Here is a 17,903-nt window from a genome sequence, read left to right as displayed (position 1 = left end):
TGACGACGGTCGGGCGCGCACCCACAGGAGTGACAGGATGGTGCATTGGTGGTGGATTCCGCCGGCGGCGATCGGATTTCTGGGCGTAATCCTGGCCTTGAACGGGCTTGCCGCCTTCCTCGGCGGTCGCTGGGTGAGCGGCCCGCTGAAGCTGATCGGGGGCACGGCGGTCGCCTGGGGCGCTCTGGGTCTCGCCCTCGTGGGGTTTAACGTCCAGACCTATGCCAGGCTGTCGTATGAGCGCCCGGTGGCCACCCTGTCCCTGAAACAGGTCGGACCGCAGTATTTCGAGGCGACCCTGACGCGTCCCGGGCGCGACGGCATGATCGAGGACGTCCGCACCTGGCCCGTCAACGGCGACGACTGGCGCATGGAGGCGCGGGTACTGAAATGGAAGCCGTGGGCCAATGTGCTGGGTCTCGACAGCCAGTATCGACTGGAGCGACTGGCCGGTCGTTATGAGGATATCGAGCAGGAACGCCACGGCGCCCGCAGCGTCCACGACATTTCGGGCGGTGAGCCGGCGCTGGACCTTTCCGGCTTCACCCTGCCCTGGCGGCCTACCGTCTGGACGACCGCGCAGAGACTCCGGCCTCATTTCGACGCCGTGGACACCCTGTACGGCGGGGCGGCCTATATGCCGATGGTCGACGGCGGCCGCTACGAGGTCTGGATCACCCAGTCCGGCCTGATCGCCCGGCCGGTGAATGCGGAGGCGATGTCCGCCTCGTCCGGGGGATGGGCGCAGCGCTAGAGCGACCTCTGGCCTCAGACCGATCCCACGGTCCGGAGACGCGCCTTGGGGTGGACCTCGTTCTGGCTCATGACGACGGTCTGGCCGCGGAACCGTTCGATGATCGAGCGGACATACGGGCGGGTCTGGGGGCCGGTGAGCAGGACGGCGCTTTCCCCCGACAGGGCGATGCGCTCGAAGGTGTCGCGCACGGCGCGGATGAAGTCCTGCAGGCGGCTGGGGGCCATGGCCAGTTGCTTGTCCTCGCCGGGTCCGACCAGACTGTCGGCGAAGGCGGCCTCCCATTCCGGCGACAGGGTGACGATGGGCAGGGCCCCGTCGTCGCCCTTGTACTGCCAGCACAGCTGACGGGCGAGCCGGCTGCGGACATGTTCGACCAGGGTCGTCACAGAGGTCGAATGCGGTGCGGCCTCGGCGAGCCCCTCGAGGATGCCGCCCAGGTCGCGGATGGAGACCTTCTCGCGCAGCAGGGACTGCAGGACGCGCTGTAGCGTCGTGACGGTGACCACCGAGGGCACCAGTTCGTCGACCAGCTTCTTCTCCTCGTCCGGGAGCTCCTTGAGCAGCTTCTGCACCTCCGCATAGGAGAGCAGGTCGGCCATATTCTCCTTCAGGATCTCCGTCAGATGGGTGGTCAGCACCGTCGAGGGATCGACGATGGTGTAGCCTCTGAAGGTCGCCTCTTCCTTCAGGCTGTCCTCGATCCAGGTCGCGGGCAGGCCAAAGGCGGGCTCGCGCGTGTGTTCACCGGGCAGCTCCACCTGACGGCCCGCCGGATCCATCGCCATCAGATGGCCCAGACGGACCTCCCCGGCCCCGGCCTCCATCTCCTTGATGCGGATGGCGTAGCCCTGGGCCGGCAGGCGCATGTTGTCGAGAATGCGCACCGACGGCATGACGAAGCCGTACTCCTGGGCGAGGGCGCGTCGCAGCGCGCGGATCTGGTCGGTCAGACGCCGTCCTTCCAGATCGTTGATGAGCGAGAGCAGGGAATAGCCCAGTTCGATCTTGACGTCGTCGATGGTCAGGGCCGTGCTGATCGGCTCCTCGACATCCTCGCGTGGCTTGACGGAGGCCGGATCCACCTCTGGCGCCTTGGGCTTCAGCAGACCCCGGCCCAACCGCCAGGCCATGAAGCCGGCCCCCAGCGACAGGGCCGCGAAGGGGATGATCGGCATGCCGGGGATCAGGCCCATCAGGCCCGAGGCGGCCGAGACCATGCCGAGGCTGATCGGATTGGTCGCCAGTTGCTGGACCAGGGCCTTGTCGGCCGAGCCCTCGACCCCCGCCTTGGACACCAGGAAGCCGGCGGCGATGGAGATGATGATGGCCGGGACCTGGGTCACCAGACCGTCGCCGATGGTCAGCTGGATATAGGTATTGGCGGCCTCGGCGAACGGCAGGTCGTGCTGGATGACGCCGATCAGTATGCCGCCGATCACATTGATGAAGACGATGATCAGCCCGGCCATGGCGTCGCCGCGCACGAATTTGGACGCACCGTCCATGGCCCCGAAGAAGGTCGATTCCTGCTCCAGTTCCTTGCGTCGCAGCTTGGCCTGATCTTCGCTGATCAGGCCCGAGGACAGGTCGGCGTCGATCGCCATCTGCTTGCCCGGCATGGAGTCCAGGGTGAAGCGGGCCGAGACCTCGGCGATGCGGGTCGAACCCTTGGTGATGACCACGAAATTCACCACCAGGATGATGGCGAAGATGATGATCCCGATGATGAAACTGCCGCCCATCATCAGTTGGCCAAAGGCGTTGATGACCTGACCGGCGGCGTCGTGGCCCTCGTGGCCGTGGCTGAGGATCAGGCGCGTGGAGGCCAGGTTCAGACCCAGCCGGAACAGGGTCGAGACCAGCAGAACCGTCGGGAAGATGGCGAAATCCAGCGGCCGCTTCATCATCAGCGCCGTCATCAGGATCAGGACAGACGAGACCAGTGAAATGGCCAGCAGCAGGTCCATCAGGATGGCCGGGACCGGCAGGATCAGCAGCAGGATGACGCCGATCACCCCGACCGCCATCCCGACCTCGCCGCGCAGCAGCCAGCCGCGCACATCCGACCCCGTCGGAGGCGCCATTCCGTCCTTCATCATGCCGGGTGCGGCGGGGATGTCGGTCATGCGGGAGCTGTCTCAAGGCCCAGGGCGGCCAGGGCGCGGCGCGTCGCGTCGGCGATGACGGCGTCCCGATCGGCGGCCGGCGCCGTCCCCGGCGCCTCGAAATAGACCGCGATATGCACAGGGTCGCCGGTGGGCGGCTGGATCAGACCGATGTCGTTGGTCTGGCCTGTACCCCCGGTTCCGGTCTTGTGGGCGACCGTCCAGCCAGCCGGCGCACCGGCCTTTATGCGTCCGCGGCCGGTCGGACTGTCGATCAGCCAGCGACGCAAAAGGGCGGCGTGAGCCACGTCCAGCCGACCGGCTGCGAAGACCGCGTTCAGGTTGGCCACAGCCTGTCGGGGCTGGATGGTGTCCTTGTCGCCGTCCTTCAGGTTCATGGTCGGTTCGAAACGATCCACCGTGGTCGTTTCGTCGCCGATGGAGCGATACCAGGCGCGCCAGACGTCGAGCCCGCCCAGCTCGCGGATCAGCAGATTGGCGGCCGGATTGTCGCTGACCTCGACCGTGGCCTTCATCAGGTCCGCAATGGTCAAGACGCCGCCGACCGCTTGCCCGGTCACCGGGGCATGGGTGACGATATCCGCAGCCGTCACCGGGACGGCGCGATCCAGCGCCTCCTCACCACGCTGCACCCGCTCCAGGGTGGCCGCTGCGAGGAACAGTTTGAAGGTCGAGCAGTAGTTGAAGCGCTCGGCGGCGCGCCAGCCGACCCGTCCCTGCCGGCCCTCGGCGCAGAGGCCCAGCCGGCCGCCATGACGCCGCTCCAGATCCGCCAGGTCCAGATTGAGATCGAAGGCGGTGACGTCCGTCACGGGCAGCTTGCCGCAGCCGGCGGCGCCCAGGGCGGCAAGGCCGGTCAGAACGCGCCTGCGGTCCGGTGCAGGGCTCATCTCAGGCGGCATGGGTCGCGGCGATGCCGGATTGCGGGGCCGGGATGGAGACCCCCTCGTCTGCATATTCGTTGAGCTTGTTGCGCAGGGTCCGGATCGAGATGCCCAGGATGTTGGCCGCATGGGTGCGGTTTCCAAGGCAGTGGGTGAGCGTATCGAGGATCAGCGTCTTCTCCATCGCCGCCACGGTCTGGCCGACAAAGGCGCGGCTCATGGCGTCGGCGGTCTGGGCCGCGCGGGCGGCCGGCCCGGCATCCGGACTATGACCGATCCCCGTCAGGGGCTGGCCATCCGGCAGGCGGATCGCCTCGACGTCGATTTCGGCGCCGACGGCCAGCAGCACCGCCCGGTGCATGGCGTTCTCGAGTTCGCGCACATTGCCCGGCCAGCGGTGGCTGGTCAGGGCCTGGCGCGCTGACGCCGAGACGGGCCGGACCGGAACGCCATTGGCGGCGGCGTATTTGCGCACGAAATGGTCGGCCAGAACCGCGATGTCGCCGGGCCGCTCGCGCAGGGACGGCAGCCGCAGGTTCACGACATTCAGGCGATAGAGCAGGTCCTCGCGGAAGGTCCCCTCGCTGACCGCGCGGGCCAGATCGCGGTTGGAGGTGGCGATGATGCGGATGTTGACCGGCACCGGACGCGACCCGCCGACCCGGTCGATGACCCGTTCCTGGATGGCGCGCAGCAGCTTGGCCTGAAGCCGGGCGTCCATCTCGGAGATTTCATCCAGAAGCAGGGTGCCGCCTTCGGCCTCCTCGAACTTGCCGATACGGCGGGCGACGGCGCCGGTGAAGGCGCCCTTCTCATGCCCGAACAGTTCGGATTCCAGCAGGTTGTCGGGAATGGCGGCGCAGTTGACGCTGATGAAGGGCCGCTCGGCCCGCTTCGAATGGCTGTGCAGATAGCGGGCCATCACCTCCTTGCCGACGCCGCTCTCGCCGGTGATCAGGATGGAGGCGTCCGAACGCGCCACCTGATCGGCCAGCTGGGTCACGGCCTTCATGGACGGGTCCGCCGAGATCATGGGGCGGTCGTCGTCGGCCACCGCCGACAGCACCGCAGCGATCAGGTCGGCGTCGGGCGGGAGCGGGATGAACTCCTTGGCCCCGGCGCGAATGGCGGCGGCGGCCTTGTCGGCGTCATTGTCCACGCCGCAGGCGACCACGGGGACGAAGATCCGCTCGGCCTCATTGGCGGCGATCAGGGCGGCGATGTCGAGGTTGTAGTCGACCATCAGCAGGTCGGCGCCCTGCCCCCGACGCAGTTGCTCGGTCGCCTGATCGGCCCGTTCGACGTGCTGGACCTTGGCCCCGTGCGCCATGGCCATCTTCACCGCCGAGGCGAGTTGACCGTTGATTTTCCCGACCACCAGAAGCCGCATGGGTCTTCTCCCTTAAATCTCTACAGACGGTCGCCGATCAGGCGCCCGAGTCCTCGGTCTTGATGATTTCCGTCATGGTCACGCCCAGACGATCCTCGACCACCACCACCTCGCCGCGGGCGACGAGCCGGTTGTTGACGAAGATGTCGATGGCCTCGCCGACCTTGCGATCCAGCTCCAGCACCGATCCGCGGTTGAGCTTCAGCAGCTGGGCGACCGTCATATGCGCCTTGCCGAGGACGGCGGAGATGTTGACCGGCACGTCAAAGACGGTCGCGAGGTCCATGGCGCTCTTGCCCCCCGCGTCGTCGGCGGGAGCGAGGGCGGTTGAGGAACCGAATTCCTCAAGGGCGAAGTCTTCGGCCATCAGACAGGCCTCCTGTGATCAGATGACGCCTCGGCCAGGGCCTCGGCATGGCCCGCCTCGGCGGCGAGGGCGGCGACCAGCGCCTCCTCGATACGCGCGGCGGTTTCAACGGGGTCGAAGTCAGCGCGCCCGTCAGCCCATTCCAGCTGGAAGGCGGCCACGGACATGGACGGGTCGTCGCGGAAGGCGATGAGACCCGGAAAGCCGGCCTCGACGGCCACCGCCTGCAGCTGGTTCTGTCCGGCCTCATCCAGTCCCCGCGTGCGGATGACCAGACGCGGGGCGGCGTTGATCTCGGAGCCGAGAGACTCCATCGCCTCCTGAAGGGGGCCCGTCGGGAAACGGTCCAGCGCGGCGCCGGCGACAACCCTCGCCGCGGCCAGGGCGAGCCCGGCGGACTGTTCGCGATGGGCCTGGGCCAAAGAGGCCAGGGCCGGCGCGGCGCCGGCCACGGCCCGGGCGATCTCGGCCATGGCCATGACGCGCATGGACTCGATCTCGGCCAGGGCGGCGTCGCGTCCCTCCAGTCGCGCCTGGGCGGTCAGGGCCTCGACCTCGGCCGGCAGATAGGCGCGTTTGGTCGGACGGAAGCCTGCGCCCGGCCGTACGCCGCCCACGTCGTCGAACTCGGTGTCGAAGCTGAAGGGCCGGCTGACGCTCGATCCACGGGTGTCGGGGCGGGTGTTCATGTCAGTAGATCAACTCGTCGTCGGCCCCGCCGGCGCCCGCCAGCATGATCTCGCCCTTGGCCGCCAGATCCTTGGCGACCTGGACCATGGCCATCTGGGCGGTGTCGACGTCCTTCAGACGGACCGGCCCCATCGACTCCATGTCCTCGCGCATGATCTTGGAGGCGCGTTCGGACATGTTGGAGAAGAACATCTCCCGCACCGGCTCCGAGGCGCCCTTCAGCGCCATGGCGAGCTGGTCCTTCTCGACCGCGCGCAACAGGGTCTGCACGCCGCCGGGGTCGAGCTTGTTCAGATCCTCGAACACGAACATCAGGGCGCGGATGCGTTCGGCGGACTCGCGGTTGCGCTCCTCCAGGGCCCCGATAAAGCGGGCCTCGGTCTGGCGATCGAACGAGTTGAAGATGTCGGCCATCATCTCGTGGCTGTCGCGCTTCGACGTCCGGGCGAGGTTGGACATGAACTCGACCCGCAGGGTCTGTTCGATCTTGTCGAGGATCTCGCGCTGCACCGGCTCCATGCGCAGCATCCGCTGGACGCACTCCAGGGCGAAGTCTTCCGGCAGCGACGTCATCACGCGGGCCGCGTGTTCAGGCTTCACCTTGGACAGGACGACGGCGACGGTCTGGGGGTATTCGTTCTTCAGGTAGTTGGCGAGAACAGCCTCATTCACATTGCCGAGCTTGTCCCACATGGTCCGGCCGGCGGGACCCCGGATTTCCTCCATCAGGCTTTCGACACGGTCCGGCGGCATGAAGGCGGCCAGCAGCTTCTGGGTCTGTTCGAAGGACCCCAGAACCGCGCCCGAGCCGCTCATTCCCGAGACGAACTCGACCAGAATCTCCTCGACCACCTCGGACGTAACCGTGCCGAGGCCGGCCATGGCCTGGGAGATTTCCTTGATCTCCTCGTCGTCCAGCGCCTTCCAGAGGCCGCCATGTTCCTCGCCGAGCGCCAGAAGCACGACAGCAGCCTTTTCAGGCCCCGACATTCTCTTGACGTCGTCGATCGAGGACTTTTTTCCAGCGGCCCTGGCCATCAGCTTTCGTGCACCCAGCCGCGCAGGATAGTGGCGGACTCGTCGGGGTGTTTGTCGACGAATTCAGCGACTTTTCTGACTGATGAGGCCTTCACCTGACCCTGGACGCGGGCGATATCGAGCCGCTGCTCGATCTCGGACGGAGGCCCGGACAGCTGGCCGGCGATACCGCCCATTTCAGTGGTTTGGAGCATGGTGGCGGGCATGCCGCCAGGACCCGCCAGCTGAGACGTCATGCCCCCGCCGCCGCCCTGGGTCGCCTTCAGGAGCGGTCGCAGGACGAAGAAGATCAACAGCAGGCCGGTAATCAGCAGCACCAGCAGTTCCACGCCGCGCATGATGTCGGCCTTGGTGAAATCCAGAAGCGACGACTTCACTTCTGTGCCGCCCTGGGCCGAGGCATCGCGGCTGAAGCGGGTCTGTTCGACCTTCACCTGGTCGCCGCGCGTCTGGTCGAAACCGATGGCGGCCTTCACCAGGGCGTCGATCTTGGCGATATCCTCGGCGGAGCGGGCGGCGTAGGTGGGCTCGCCCTTGCCGTCGGCGGCGGGCGTCCAGATGCCGTCCACCGCCACGGCGACCGCCAGCTTCTTGACCTCTCCGGCCTCCTTGACCGTCGTCGTCGTCGTGTTGGAAATCTCGTAGTTTGTGGTTTCGGTCGTCGCCTTTTCGGCGGAGCCGGCGGGGGTCACAACCGGCGGAGCGCCGCCCGGAATATTGTTGGCCGCCGTCGCGCCGCCGGCCGGGTCGCCGCTGGTATCGGTCGATTCCGAGCCATTGGCCGAGGTCGAGCGAACCACCTGACCGTCCGGATCGAACTTCTGCTCCTGGGTGGTCGAGCGGCTGTGGTCGATGTCAGCCGTCACCTGGACCCTGGCGTTTCCGGCGCCCACAACGCCCTCGACAATGTCCTTGATCCGGGCCTGAAGCTGGGCCTCGGTCGTCGTCTTGGCGTCGGCGGCCGAGGCGGCCGAGAAGCCGCCGTCGTCCGTGCCGGCCGCCAGGGTGCGGTTGGCCGTGTCCGTAACCGTGACCTTCTCGGGCTTCAGGCCCGGTACGGAAGAGGCCACCACATTGCGAATGCCCTGGATCTGGTCGGCGGTCAGGGCCCGGCCGCCCACGCCCACGACCACCGCGGCCGTAGGCTCCCCGGCCTCGGAGGCGAACATCTCGCGACGCGGCAGGGCGATGAGGACCTTGGCCGACGAAATTCCGCGATAGGACAGGATGGTTCGCGACAACTCCCCTTCCAGGGCGCGCTTTTCGTTGAGGTTCTGCTGGAATTCGGTTTGACCCAGCACCGACTGGTTGTCGAACAGTTCGTAGCCGACAGACCCCGAGGTCACGAGCCCCTTGGAGGCCACCATCATACGGGCGGCGCCGACGTCGTCGCGGCTGACCATGATGGTCGAGCCGTCGCCCCGGGTCTTGTACTTGATCCCCGCCTGTTCGAGCGAGGCGGTGATGTCCCCGGCCTCTTTCAGGTCCAGATTGGAATACAGGAGCGCGTCCGGGGCCTGGCCCACGCGCAGCATCAGGGCGACCATGACCGCCGCCACGCCGGCGGCGACGCCCAGCACAGCGGCCAGCCGGCCGATCCCGAATCTCTGCAACGCCGCCGTAAAGCCGCCCACCCACACCGCCTGAAAAACGCTGGCCCGCCAGAACTCGACGGGAGCCCAGTCACCGCCCGCTAGGCAGAAACTGCCGCCTGCCTGGTAAACGGCGCGTTAAGGCGGTTAACGATTGTCCGGAAAGCGCGACGGTATCGGGCCCGCTCCCGACGGCAGGGCCGCCCTGTCGAGGTCCCCGACCGGCGCAGCCAGCCAGGCGGCCACATCACCGTACACCGCCGCCGCCCCCAGATCGCGGTTCAGCAGATGCCACCCCTCGGGATACCAGGCCGTGCGAAGGTTACGCGCCGAGACGGCGCGAGACAGGGCCCGCCGCATCGGCCCCTTCTCCACCACCTGATCATGGCCGCCGTACATCAGCAGGGTCGGCCGCTTCTGCACGCCCAGACTGTCCGACGCCGTCTGCATCAGATCAACCAGTCCATAGATGGCGTCGAACCGGGTCGATAACAGGCTGTCGGGATCGCGGCCGTTGCGGACAAGCTCCAGCAGATTGTCGGACGCGAGGATATTCCGGGCGATGAAGTCGGGCGGCTCCACCGCGACATCACCAAACGTTCTCGCCGTGATCCACAGGCTGGTCCGGTTGATCAGGTTCTGGCTCTCCCAGCCCCAGACCCCGGGCGCCAGCAGCACCACACGATCGGCGTCGGGGGGCATCCCCGATGCAAAGGCGGCGGCGGCGACGGACCCGCCCATGCTCTCGCCCACGACGGCCACAGTCGCGCCCGGCCGGGCGGCCCGGACCAGGGCGACGACGTCGCGCAGGTCCTGGACCATCCGGTCCGCCCCGGCCCAGACGCCGCGCCCCGGCGCCTGGCCGAAGCCGCGCTGGTCATAAGCCCAGGTCTCGATGCCCTGTTCCGCCCACCACGGTCCGGCCAGTCGGAACGAGGCGTTGTGATCGTTCATGCCGTGCAGGGCGACGATCACCACCTTCGGATCGCCCTGGGCCGGGCTCCAGCGCAGGAAGGGCAGTTGCCCGCCGTCGCCGACGACAAAGGCGCCGGGCGTCCCCGGACGCGCGGGTTCGATGACACGGACGCCCGCGAAGCCCGCTCCCGGCGTCAGCGGCGGCTGGACATAGGGCGTCGCGCACCCCGCGACGACGAAGGCGACGGCAAGGGCCAGGGAGCGGAGCGCAAGGCGACGCATGACTTCAATCCGGGCCCGTCAAACTGGCGACATGGAGAGATCAGTCGTCGTCGTCAGACACGACCGGAGGATTGGCGGCCAGGGCGGCGGCGGTCTCTTCCGCCGTCGGCAGCCGCAGGCGGATCACGCCCTTGAAGGCGGTCGGATCGATCGGCTTGCCCTTCTTGGTGATCGTCAGCCGGCCCTGCCGCATCATGCCCAGCGCGGCGCCGCGCACCTTGGGCAGCATCCGCTGCCATTGCTCGGGCTGAAGCGCCTTGGCGACTTCGGAGGGTTCGATGCTCTTGCCATTTGTCCCCTTGGGATCGACGGCGGAGAGTTTTTCAAGGATGGCAGCTTCGATGGGGTCGCTCATTCCTGCATTATGCTGCATGGCGAGGGCGATAAGAAGCCCATCCGGAGAACAGGGAAAAACAATGGTCGCAAAGATCACGGTAAGCGATGGCGAATTCGCCGGCTGGCAGACCTATGACCTGCATGGAACCTTCGACCAGACCGTTGGCCCGTTCTACTTCCGGCCCGACCCCGACGGACGGATGCGCTGCGCCTTTCGCGCTGAACAGAAACATATGAACGCCGGCCACCGGATGCACGGCGGCTGCCTGATGACCTTCGCCGACATCGCCCTGTTCCAGACGGCCTATCAGGAGATGGAGGGGCGCAACGGGGTGACGGTGCAGCTGGACTCGACCTTCATCGACGGCGCCGTGGTCGGCGACCTGGTCGAGGCGACGGGAGAGGTCGTACGCGCCGGCGGCAGTCTGATCTTCGTGCGCGGCCAGATCACCACAGGCGAAAAGATGCTGATGACCTTCTCGGGCGTGATCCGGAAGTTCACGCCGAGGGTGTAATCAGATCAAGACATTCGCCACGCCGTAAGCAGGCAAGATCCGGTCGCTCGTAATCAGGGTGGCATGTTCGACAAAGGCTTGAGCGACAATCAATCTGTCGAAAGGGTCGCGGTGAATCAGCGGCAGTTCGGCGACCCGCCATGCATGCTGCGCCAGGACGGGCAGGATGGTGCAACCGAGACCCGACAACGTTTCAACCAGGTCAAAATCAAGCTTCAGCTTGCTAACCGAGACCTTGATGGCGATCTCCAGGATCGACACCGTGCTGATCATCACCTCGTTGTCCAGATTCTCGATCATCGTGACCGCAACATCCGGCAGACGCCATGGCTGATCGAGCAGCCAAAGCACCGCGTTGGTGTCGAGGAGCAACCTCACTCTTCCGCGAAGCCCTTACGATCGGGGAATATTTCGCTTTCATAGAAGCTTCGTTCAATTTCGGCGTTGGTCTCGGGGCTGTCCCAGTCCGGCGCGAACCAGATTCGGCCCTCCCTGCATCCGACGATGTTCCGCTTGCCTGACGCGGCCTGAGCCACCGGCGTCAGATGCACCAGCGGCTTGCCGGCCCGGGCGATGATGACGTCCTCGCCGGCGAGCGCGCGGGCGATCAGCTTCGAAAGCGTGGTCTTCGCTTCATGGATGTTCGCGGTCACAGCCATGGCAGCAAGCTAACCTGGCTAACCCAAATTTTCAATCCGGGCTGACGTCAGGCCCCGGCCTTCGCTGCCGGGCGGGCGCGGGCTTCCTCGAGCCAGCGATTGAGGTGCGTCAGCTCTTCCGGGGGCCGGTATTTCACCAGTCGCGCGAAGTCGAGGCCCACCACGGCGACGATGTCGGCGATGGTGAACCGGTCGCTGGCGATGAAGGCATTCTCGGCCAGACGCCGGTCGAGGGTGCGCATGAAGCGCTCGGCGCCGACGCGGTTGTACTCGGCCACCTGGGGCACCTGCATCGCCTCCAGCGCCGCCAGGGCCGGGTGGGAATGGCGCACGCTGAGCATCAGGGGATTGGCCAGATAGAACTCGCAACGGCGGGTCCACATCTCGATGACAGCCTGTTCCCGCGCGTCGCGACCGAACAGGTTGGGCTCGGGGTTCAACGCCTCCAGATAGCGGCAGATGGCCACGGACTCCGACAGGGTTGTCCCGTCATCCAGTTCCAGCGCCGGCACATGGGCCACCCCGACCCGGTTGCGATATTCGGGACGGCGATGTTCGCCGGTCATGATGTCGACCTCCACCAGCTCCACGTCCTCGATGCCTTTTTCGGCCATGACCCAGCGGACCCGGCGAGGGTTTGGCGCGCGGTGGGAGGTATAGAGCTTCATCGTCCCGTCTCCTGTTGCCGATCTCAGCGGAATATGGCGGCCGGCATGGCGCCCACAACCGCCGCCGTCATCAGGGTGGCGACAAAGCCGGCGAACAGCGCCTTCCAGATCAGGCCCAGAACCTCTTCACGGCGCTCGGGCATCAGGACCGACAGGCCGGTGACCGTGATCCCGACCGAGCCGATGTTGGCGAAACCGCACAGGGCATAGGTCATCAGCATCCGTGTGCGCTCGTTCATGACCTCGACCGGAACCTTGCCCAGTTCGATGAAGCCGACAAACTCGGTCAGGGTCAGTTTGACGCCCAGCAGCCAGCCGGCCTTGCCCGCCTGCGACCATTCCACCCCCGTCAGCCAGGCCACCGGCATGAACAGCCAGCCCAGGGCCCGTTCCAGGGTCAGGGGGGCGTCATGGATGACAATGCCGCCAATCATCACGTTCACCAGCGCCACCAGGGCCACGAACACGATGAGCACCGCCGAGATGTTCATGACGACCATCAGGCCGTCGGCCGTGCCCTTGACGATGGCGTCCACCGCCGAGTCGTATTTCAGGGCCGAACCATAGTCCGCAACCGCCCCGCCCTCGCCCGGCTTTTCGGGAATCATGATCCGGGCCAGCAGGACGCCGGCCGGGGCGGAAACGATGGAGGCGACCAGCACATGGCCGGCGGCATTGGGCAGGACCGCCGACAGGATGGCCGCATAGGCCACCATGGTCGAGCCGGCGACGGTGGCCAGACCCACCACCATCATCAGAAACACCTCCGAGCGCGTCAGCTTGTCCAGATAGGCGCGGATGACGATGGGGCTTTCGATCATGCCGAGAAAGATGTTGGCCGCGACCGCCAGGGCCGAGGCGCCGCCCAGCCCCATGGTCTTCTGGAACAGGAAGCCGAAACCCAGGGTGATCCACTTCAGAATCCGCCAGTGCCACAACAGGGCCGACAGGGCCGAGATCACCAGAATCAGAGGCAGGACATTGAAGGCGAAGGTGAACAGGGCGCCCTGGTTGCCCACCACATAGGGTTGGTCCCCCCCCGCCAGATAGCCGAACACGAACTGGGTGCCTTCGGCCGTGGCGATGGCGATGCCGTCCACCGCCCCGGTGATGGCCGCCAGCACGACCTGGGACCCGGGAATGCCGAACAGGGCCAGCACCAGCAGGGCCTGGACCCCGATGGCGCCCAGGGCCAGCCGCCAGGGGAAGGCCCGACGGTTCTCGGACATGGCCCAGGCGATCGCGACAATGACGACAAGACCAAAAAGGCTCTGCAGATTGAGCAGGCTGAACATCAAGACTATCCCCGATCCGGCGACGCCGGTTCCCGTTTCCTTTTGAGCCCGGATACGGCCCTTACCGCAAGAGGCCCTGCGCGGCGCCGGCGTTCTTGCCTCGCCGGCGCCCGGCGGTCACGCTGAAGGGTGGAACTTCGCCGGGATCACCGTATAGGTTGACCGAAAGCGCCAATGTGACCGATGGAGAGATGCGCCTGAAAGCGCACGGATTTCGACCATGAGCCATGAAACCCGCGGCAGCCGTTCCGGCCCGGTCGCCGGCGCCGGAGTCGGGCGACACCTGCTGATCGTCGACGACGACGACCGCATCCGGGAGCTGTTGAAAGAATATCTGGCGCGCGAGGGCTATCGCACGACCGGCGCCGCCCACGCGCCTGCGGCCCGCCGGCTGATGGAACTGATCGAGTTCGATCTGGTGATCATGGACATCATGATGCCGGGCGAAAGCGGGCTGGAGCTGACCAGCTGGGTCCGCAACAAGGCGCAGCTGTCGAAAACCCCGGTGCTGTTGCTGACCGCGCGCGGCGAGGCGGCTGACCGGATCGAGGGCCTGTCGCGCGGGGCCGACGACTACATGGCCAAGCCGTTCGACCCCAAGGAGCTGGCCCTGCGCGTCGACGCCATCCTGCGGCGGACCGGCGTAAAGCCGATCATGCCGCGCGAGATGCGGCTGGGCGCGGCGACCTTCGACCTGGAGCGGCTGGAGCTGACCCGGGATGGCGTGCCCCAGCGTTTGACCGAGGCCGAGGCGCAGTTGCTCAAGACCCTGGCCTTGCACGCCCACGCCCCGGTCGAGCGGATGGACCTGTCGCCCGACACGGCGGACATCACCGGCCGCGCCGTCGATGTCCAGGTGACCCGCCTGCGCCGCAAGCTGGAAGCCGATCCCAAGAACCCCCGCTACCTCCAGACCGTGCGGGGTGTCGGCTATATGCTGGCGCCGGATTGAGCGGCGCGCCGGGCAGGTTCACGTGAGACTGGTCCCCTTTCCCGTCCTTGGCCGGTTCATCAAACGAAGGCTGCCGTCGTCCCTCTGGGGGCGATCCCTGCTGATCATCGTCCTGCCGGTGCTCATCATGCAGGGGGCGGTGACATGGGCCTTCTTCGACGCCCACTGGCAGACGGTGACCGCCCGCCTGTCTGAAGGGCTGGCGGGAGACATCGCCTGGGCGTCCGAAAGCTATCGCGACGACCCGACCCCCCAGAATCTGGCCGTGATCGCGGGCCGGGCGCAGCGGTCCATGCAGTTGTCGATCGCGCTGGACGCCGGCGAGACCCTGCCGACGGACCAGAGGCGGGGCCCGGTGGGGATTGTCGACCGCACGCTGGAACAGGCGCTGGCCTCACGGCTGGACCAGCCCTTCTGGTTCGACACCACCCGCTATCCCGCTGTGATCGACATCCAGGTCCAGGAGGCGGACGGCGTGTTGCGCATCATCGCCCCGCGCGAGCGGGCGGTGGCGACCCAGGCCCACATCTTCGTCCTGTGGCTGACCCTGGCGACGGTCCTGCTGATGTCGGTCGCCATCCTGTTTATCCGCAACCAGGTCCGAGCCATTGAGCGACTGGCCGAGGCGGCGGAGGCCTTCGGGCGTGGCGAGGTGTCGCCCCGGTTCAAGCCGCATGGCGCGCGCGAGGTGCGGCAGGCCGCCACCGCCTTCCTGGCAATGCGTGACCGTATCCAGCGCCACATCGAGCAACGCACCGCCTTGCTGGCCTCCGTCAGCCATGACCTGCGAACGCCCCTGACGCGGCTGAGGCTGGAGCTGGCGCTCGCCCCGCCGTTCAAGCGCGCGGCCGCGATGCAGGGCGATCTCGACGAAATGGAGCATATGATCGACGAATATCTGGCCTTCGCGCGCGGCGAGGCGGGAGAGGCGGCCCAGACGATCGAGATCGCCGGCCTGCTGAAGGCCGCCGGAGATGATGCGCGCCGCGCCGGGGCGGACGTCAGGATCGCGGCGCCGGCGGGCCTGACCGCCGTCCTTCGCCCTATCGCCTTCAAGCGCGCCCTGACCAACCTGGCCGGCAATGCCGCCGCCCACGGCGACCATGTGCGTCTCAGCGCCCGGGCGCTGGAAACGGGCGGTCTGGAGATCGCGATCGATGACGATGGTCCCGGCATTCCGGAAGAGATGTACGAGGAGGCCTTCACGCCCTTTTCCCGGCTGGACCCCTCGCGCAACCAGAACTCCAAGGGCGTCGGTCTGGGCCTCGCGATCGCGCGGGATGTGGCCCGCAGTCACGGCGGTGACATCACCCTGGGCCGCAGCGATATGGGGGGCTTGCGCGCCCTGATCCGCCTGCCCGGCTGATCCGATCACAATGTGCGGTGGCCTCTGGCGCGGCGGCGGCTGTCAGCTCATGTTCAGGTTCAACTCGCTACGATCCGGATTTTTGGAGCCTGTGATGCGTAAACTGACCACCCTCATCGCCGCCGCAGCCGCCGCCACCCTGATGGCCGGGGCCGCCTTTGCCGCCCAACCCGCCGCCCAGACGCCCCAGGTGAGCGTCACCGTGGGCGGCGACCTGCTGAAAGAGGTCGACAAGCTCGGCGAGCGTGACGTCCGGGAACAGGTCGAGGATCTGGCCCGCGTCATCCAGACCGAACTGAACCGCGCGGACAGCCGCTGGGCCGGCGCCCGGGCCAATCTGGTCCTGACCGACCTCAAGCCCAACCGTCCCACCATGCAGCAGGCCATTGACCGGCCTGGCCTGTCGATCATGGACTCAAAGTCCATCGGCGGTGCGACCATCGAGGGCGAGGTCGTCACGGCCGACGGCCAGCGCCTGCCTGTGCGGTACGAGCGCTACTCCAGCAATCTGGGCGAGGTGTTCGGCTACAATACCTGGAGCGACGCGGACCGCGCTTTCGACGGCCTGGCGGCCAATATGCGGCGCGGACGGCTGGTCAGCCGCTAGCCGGAAGACAGTTCACGCGCCCGTTTGAGCGCGGCCGCGACGGCGGCGCGGGCTGCCTGGTCCAGCCCGGCGTCGGCTGCGGCCCGAAGGCCTGCCTCGGTCGTACCGCCGGGAGAGGCGATGCGGGCGATCAGTTCGGCGAGGCTTTCATCCGGCGATCCCGCCGCCGCTGAACGCACCGCCCCGCGCGCCAGCCGCACGGCCTGATCCGCACCCAGCCCCGCCTCGATCCCGGCCTCGGCCAGGGCGCGGGTGAAAGCGTGGATATAGGCGGGCCCCGACCCGGCGACGGCGGTCGCGGCGTCGATCTGGTCCTCATCCGGCAAATCCACCACATCGGCCAGGGGCCTAAACAGCGCGCGCGCGAGGTCGGCCGCACGGACGTCGGCCGACCAGAGGGCGGCCACGCCCTGGCCCTGGGCGACAGCCGTCGTGGGCATGAGGCGGGCGACCGGCCGCTGAAGCGCGGTCCCGAGGTCGTGGGCGCGCACCCCGGCCATGACCGACAGAATGACGGCGTCGGACGCCAGATGGTCCGCCAGCCCCTCGACCGCACCGCGCCAGAGGGCGGGCTTGACGGCGATCACCACGACCCTCGCCGCAGCGATGGCTGCGGGTGCCGGATTCAGGGCTGCGCCGGCGCGAGCCGCCCGGTCGGCCACGGACTTGCGAGAGGGCGTCGTGATCATCAGACGACGTGGATCGACAGGACCATGGTCAAGCCATCCCTCGACCATCGCCGAGCCCAGCCGACCGCATCCGATCAGCAGCACCGGGATCTCGGCGACAGGTATTTCGGTGAGAGGCTGGATCATGGACCCGATCCTATACCGCTCCGGTCAGGGACGATATCCGCCTTGCGGTCCGATCAGGCCGTGCCGATGGTCTCGAACAGACAGGCGTCGATGGCGTCCTGGGGCTTCTTCGACCCGCGGATCATGAAGTCAAATGCCGGATAATAGCGATCGGCCGTCTCGACCGCCGCATCGATCATCGACGCAGCCTGGGCCAGGGTCGGCCGCTCGCCGTGCGGCAGGGCGAGAGAATGACGGAAGACGATTTCTCCATCCTCGGACCAGACCTCGAAATGACCCATCCAGGTGCGCTGGTTGACCAGCGAAACCAGCTCATAGGCGGCGTTCCGGCGCGCCCGGGTGGCGCGCAGGTCCAGCGCGCAACACAGTTGCAGGCAGTCCCCCTCCGGCCGCCAGGCGAACCAGAGTTCATAGTCCTTCCAGTCGCCGGCCAGGGCGAAGGCCAGGTCGCCGTCGTCCGTGCGGTCGAACGGCAGGTTTTCGGCATTCAGGACATGCTCGACCACGTCGAGCGGATCGAAAGGAACATCGACCTCTTCGGGCCTTACGGCGTCCATTCAGATGTTCCCACTCATATTTGATGCGGCCGATCGCGGCCCCGGGCGCGATTCGTCGCCCTCGCCCGGACGGTAGACGCGTTCGCAGATTC

The 17,903-nt window shown here is 67.2% G+C and carries 20 protein-coding genes; 5 read left to right on the top strand and 15 right to left on the bottom strand.

The features are described 5' to 3' along the window. Positions 1-37 precede the first annotated feature (37 nt). Positions 38-754 (top strand): hypothetical protein, encoded by a 717-nt coding sequence (locus ACW17W_RS05320; RefSeq protein ID WP_492079699.1) that lies wholly within the window; start codon positions 38-40, stop codon positions 752-754. Positions 755-768: 14 nt separating this feature from the next. Here the strand turns inward: ACW17W_RS05320 and flhA are convergent, their stop codons facing one another. From flhA to ACW17W_RS05275, 9 genes are all read right to left on the bottom strand, one after another. Continuing rightward, a complete protein-coding gene (flhA, locus tag ACW17W_RS05315; protein ID WP_492080263.1) occupies positions 769-2,856 on the bottom strand; it encodes a flagellar biosynthesis protein FlhA in 2,088 nt (695 codons plus the stop codon). Between the two features lie 23 nt (positions 2,857-2,879). After that, positions 2,880-3,773 (bottom strand): class A beta-lactamase, encoded by an 894-nt coding sequence (bla, locus tag ACW17W_RS05310; protein ID WP_492079698.1) that lies wholly within the window; start codon positions 3,771-3,773, stop codon positions 2,880-2,882. A gap of 1 nt (position 3,774) precedes the next feature. Next, positions 3,775-5,157 carry a sigma-54-dependent transcriptional regulator FlbD gene (flbD, locus tag ACW17W_RS05305; protein ID WP_492079697.1) on the bottom strand — a complete coding sequence of 461 codons (1,383 nt, stop codon included), beginning with the start codon at positions 5,155-5,157 and terminating at the stop codon, positions 3,775-3,777. Between the two features lie 37 nt (positions 5,158-5,194). After that, the gene (fliN, locus tag ACW17W_RS05300) at positions 5,195-5,524 is read right to left on the bottom strand and encodes a flagellar motor switch protein FliN (RefSeq protein WP_492079696.1); all 330 of its coding nucleotides are present in this window, start codon (positions 5,522-5,524) and stop codon (positions 5,195-5,197) included. Next, entirely contained in the window at positions 5,524-6,213 is a 690-nt protein-coding gene (locus ACW17W_RS05295) for a FliH/SctL family protein (RefSeq protein ID WP_492079695.1), read from the bottom strand. Before ACW17W_RS05295 ends, fliN begins: the two co-directional genes overlap by 1 nt. A 1-nt stretch (position 6,214) precedes the next feature. Beyond that, the gene (gene fliG, locus ACW17W_RS05290) at positions 6,215-7,252 is read right to left on the bottom strand and encodes a flagellar motor switch protein FliG (RefSeq protein WP_492079694.1); all 1,038 of its coding nucleotides are present in this window, start codon (positions 7,250-7,252) and stop codon (positions 6,215-6,217) included. Next, the gene (fliF, locus tag ACW17W_RS05285) at positions 7,252-8,886 is read right to left on the bottom strand and encodes a flagellar basal-body MS-ring/collar protein FliF (protein ID WP_492079693.1); all 1,635 of its coding nucleotides are present in this window, start codon (positions 8,884-8,886) and stop codon (positions 7,252-7,254) included. Before fliF ends, fliG begins: the two co-directional genes overlap by 1 nt. A 105-nt stretch (positions 8,887-8,991) precedes the next feature. After that, on the bottom strand, positions 8,992-10,041 hold the full coding sequence (locus ACW17W_RS05280) for an alpha/beta fold hydrolase (protein ID WP_492079692.1): 1,050 nt from the start codon (positions 10,039-10,041) through the stop codon (positions 8,992-8,994). Positions 10,042-10,081: 40 nt separating this feature from the next. After that, a complete protein-coding gene (locus ACW17W_RS05275) occupies positions 10,082-10,396 on the bottom strand; it encodes a DUF3253 domain-containing protein (RefSeq protein WP_492079691.1) in 315 nt (104 codons plus the stop codon). Positions 10,397-10,457: 61 nt separating this feature from the next. On the opposite strand from ACW17W_RS05275, the gene ACW17W_RS05270 reads away from it, so the two are divergent. Then, the gene (locus ACW17W_RS05270) at positions 10,458-10,892 is read left to right on the top strand and encodes a PaaI family thioesterase (RefSeq protein ID WP_492079690.1); all 435 of its coding nucleotides are present in this window, start codon (positions 10,458-10,460) and stop codon (positions 10,890-10,892) included. On the opposite strand, the gene ACW17W_RS05265 is transcribed toward ACW17W_RS05270, so the two are convergent. From ACW17W_RS05265 to ACW17W_RS05250, 4 genes are read right to left on the bottom strand one after another with little or no spacing between them, the layout of a single operon-like run. After that, on the bottom strand, positions 10,893-11,264 hold the full coding sequence (locus ACW17W_RS05265) for a type II toxin-antitoxin system VapC family toxin (protein ID WP_492079689.1): 372 nt from the start codon (positions 11,262-11,264) through the stop codon (positions 10,893-10,895). Between the two features lie 2 nt (positions 11,265-11,266). Further along, positions 11,267-11,551: a type II toxin-antitoxin system Phd/YefM family antitoxin gene (locus ACW17W_RS05260; protein ID WP_492079688.1), complete on the bottom strand. Its 285-nt coding sequence runs from the start codon at positions 11,549-11,551 to the stop codon at positions 11,267-11,269. A gap of 47 nt (positions 11,552-11,598) precedes the next feature. Further along, a complete protein-coding gene (locus ACW17W_RS05255) occupies positions 11,599-12,219 on the bottom strand; it encodes a glutathione S-transferase family protein (protein ID WP_492079687.1) in 621 nt (206 codons plus the stop codon). Between the two features lie 23 nt (positions 12,220-12,242). Continuing rightward, positions 12,243-13,514 carry a NupC/NupG family nucleoside CNT transporter gene (locus ACW17W_RS05250; RefSeq protein WP_492079686.1) on the bottom strand — a complete coding sequence of 424 codons (1,272 nt, stop codon included), beginning with the start codon at positions 13,512-13,514 and terminating at the stop codon, positions 12,243-12,245. 220 nt (positions 13,515-13,734) lie between these two features. On the opposite strand from ACW17W_RS05250, the gene ACW17W_RS05245 reads away from it, so the two are divergent. The 3 genes from ACW17W_RS05245 to ACW17W_RS05235 all read left to right on the top strand — a co-directional run bounded on the left by ACW17W_RS05245 (position 13,735) and on the right by ACW17W_RS05235 (position 16,439). Beyond that, positions 13,735-14,466 carry a response regulator gene (locus ACW17W_RS05245; protein ID WP_492079685.1) on the top strand — a complete coding sequence of 244 codons (732 nt, stop codon included), beginning with the start codon at positions 13,735-13,737 and terminating at the stop codon, positions 14,464-14,466. A 22-nt stretch (positions 14,467-14,488) separates the two neighbouring features. Next, on the top strand, positions 14,489-15,832 hold the full coding sequence (locus tag ACW17W_RS05240) for an ATP-binding protein (RefSeq protein WP_492079684.1): 1,344 nt from the start codon (positions 14,489-14,491) through the stop codon (positions 15,830-15,832). A gap of 94 nt (positions 15,833-15,926) precedes the next feature. After that, positions 15,927-16,439 carry a hypothetical protein gene (locus ACW17W_RS05235; RefSeq protein ID WP_492079682.1) on the top strand — a complete coding sequence of 171 codons (513 nt, stop codon included), beginning with the start codon at positions 15,927-15,929 and terminating at the stop codon, positions 16,437-16,439. On the opposite strand, the gene ACW17W_RS05230 is transcribed toward ACW17W_RS05235, so the two are convergent. Continuing rightward, the gene (locus tag ACW17W_RS05230; protein ID WP_492079681.1) at positions 16,436-17,254 is read right to left on the bottom strand and encodes a pyrroline-5-carboxylate reductase family protein; all 819 of its coding nucleotides are present in this window, start codon (positions 17,252-17,254) and stop codon (positions 16,436-16,438) included. The two genes, ACW17W_RS05235 and ACW17W_RS05230, sit on opposite strands and share 4 nt — an antisense overlap. 53 nt (positions 17,255-17,307) lie before the next feature. Then, complete coding sequence (locus tag ACW17W_RS05225; protein ID WP_492079680.1) at positions 17,308-17,811, bottom strand: type III secretion system chaperone family protein; 504 nt, start codon at positions 17,809-17,811, stop codon at positions 17,308-17,310. Between the last annotated feature and the right edge of the window lie 92 nt (positions 17,812-17,903).

The organism is Brevundimonas sp. FV1ye29L (assembly GCF_058681095.1).
The sequence above is the reverse complement of the archived record's forward strand: the minus strand, read 5'-3'. Positions and strand labels throughout refer to the sequence as shown.

Coding starts and splice junctions, on each gene's coding strand:
- ACW17W_RS05320 (WP_492079699.1), top strand. CDS start 38: ATGGTGCATTGGTGGTGGATTCCGCCGGCGGCGATCGGATTTCTGGGC.
- flhA (WP_492080263.1), bottom strand. CDS start 2,856: ATGATGAAGGACGGAATGGCGCCTCCGACGGGGTCGGATGTGCGCGGC.
- bla (WP_492079698.1), bottom strand. CDS start 3,773: ATGAGCCCTGCACCGGACCGCAGGCGCGTTCTGACCGGCCTTGCCGCC.
- flbD (WP_492079697.1), bottom strand. CDS start 5,157: ATGCGGCTTCTGGTGGTCGGGAAAATCAACGGTCAACTCGCCTCGGCG.
- fliN (WP_492079696.1), bottom strand. CDS start 5,524: ATGGCCGAAGACTTCGCCCTTGAGGAATTCGGTTCCTCAACCGCCCTC.
- ACW17W_RS05295 (WP_492079695.1), bottom strand. CDS start 6,213: ATGAACACCCGCCCCGACACCCGTGGATCGAGCGTCAGCCGGCCCTTC.
- fliG (WP_492079694.1), bottom strand. CDS start 7,252: ATGGCCAGGGCCGCTGGAAAAAAGTCCTCGATCGACGACGTCAAGAGA.
- ACW17W_RS05280 (WP_492079692.1), bottom strand. CDS start 10,041: ATGCGTCGCCTTGCGCTCCGCTCCCTGGCCCTTGCCGTCGCCTTCGTC.
- ACW17W_RS05275 (WP_492079691.1), bottom strand. CDS start 10,396: ATGAGCGACCCCATCGAAGCTGCCATCCTTGAAAAACTCTCCGCCGTC.
- ACW17W_RS05270 (WP_492079690.1), top strand. CDS start 10,458: ATGGTCGCAAAGATCACGGTAAGCGATGGCGAATTCGCCGGCTGGCAG.
- ACW17W_RS05260 (WP_492079688.1), bottom strand. CDS start 11,551: ATGGCTGTGACCGCGAACATCCATGAAGCGAAGACCACGCTTTCGAAG.
- ACW17W_RS05255 (WP_492079687.1), bottom strand. CDS start 12,219: ATGAAGCTCTATACCTCCCACCGCGCGCCAAACCCTCGCCGGGTCCGC.
- ACW17W_RS05250 (WP_492079686.1), bottom strand. CDS start 13,514: ATGTTCAGCCTGCTCAATCTGCAGAGCCTTTTTGGTCTTGTCGTCATT.
- ACW17W_RS05245 (WP_492079685.1), top strand. CDS start 13,735: ATGAGCCATGAAACCCGCGGCAGCCGTTCCGGCCCGGTCGCCGGCGCC.
- ACW17W_RS05235 (WP_492079682.1), top strand. CDS start 15,927: ATGCGTAAACTGACCACCCTCATCGCCGCCGCAGCCGCCGCCACCCTG.
- ACW17W_RS05230 (WP_492079681.1), bottom strand. CDS start 17,254: ATGATCCAGCCTCTCACCGAAATACCTGTCGCCGAGATCCCGGTGCTG.
- ACW17W_RS05225 (WP_492079680.1), bottom strand. CDS start 17,811: ATGGACGCCGTAAGGCCCGAAGAGGTCGATGTTCCTTTCGATCCGCTC.